The 640-nt window shown below is 73.0% G+C and carries 1 protein-coding gene; it reads left to right on the forward strand.

Annotated elements, in window-relative coordinates; translation table 11 throughout:
- Positions 1 to 100: 100 nt before the first annotated feature.
- The coding region (locus tag AC4FQ5_RS19865) for a sensor histidine kinase (RefSeq protein ID WP_491146345.1) at positions 101 to 640 on the forward strand (540 nt) is incomplete at its 3' end.

Consider the following 640-nt stretch of genomic DNA (forward strand, 5'->3'; position numbering starts at 1 on the left):
GATCTCGCGGATCTCGATCGAGAGTGAGGAGCGGCGCCGACTCATCGCCGAGCTCCACGACACGTAGGAACGCCTCGCCGCCGCGAGCCGCGACGCCGGCATGCTCACCGAACGGGAGCGGCTCGCTCGGGAGCTCCACGACACGATCGCGCAGGACCTCACGGGACTCGTGCTCCTCGTGCAGCGGACCCGCCGCGAGGTCGTCGCCGCGGATCCGACCGTCGGCGAGACGCTCGACCTCCTCGAGGACAGTGCCCGAGCGGCGCTCGCGGAGACGCGGGCGCTCGTCGCATCGAGCGCTCCCGTCGGGTTGTCCGACGGCGGGATCGTCGCGGCCCTCGAGCGTCTAGGAGCGCGGCTGGAGCGGGAGACCGGTATCGCGGTGGCGGTCTCGGGGCCCGTCGGCGAGGACGACGGGGGCCGTGCCGGCTCTCCTGCGGCCGCCCTCGATCGTGACGAAGAGATCGTGCTGCTGCGTTGCGCTCAAGAGGGGCTGTCGAACGTCCGCCGTCACGCCGGTGCGACCGCGGCGTCGGTCGCCCTGTCCGTCACGGACACGAGCGCGACCGTCACGGTGCGCGACGACGGCCGTGGTTTCGACGCGTCGCTCCCCCGGACCGGTTTCGGCCTCGACGGCCTC

It is taken from the genome of Chryseobacterium sp. DT-167 (genome assembly GCF_058310155.1).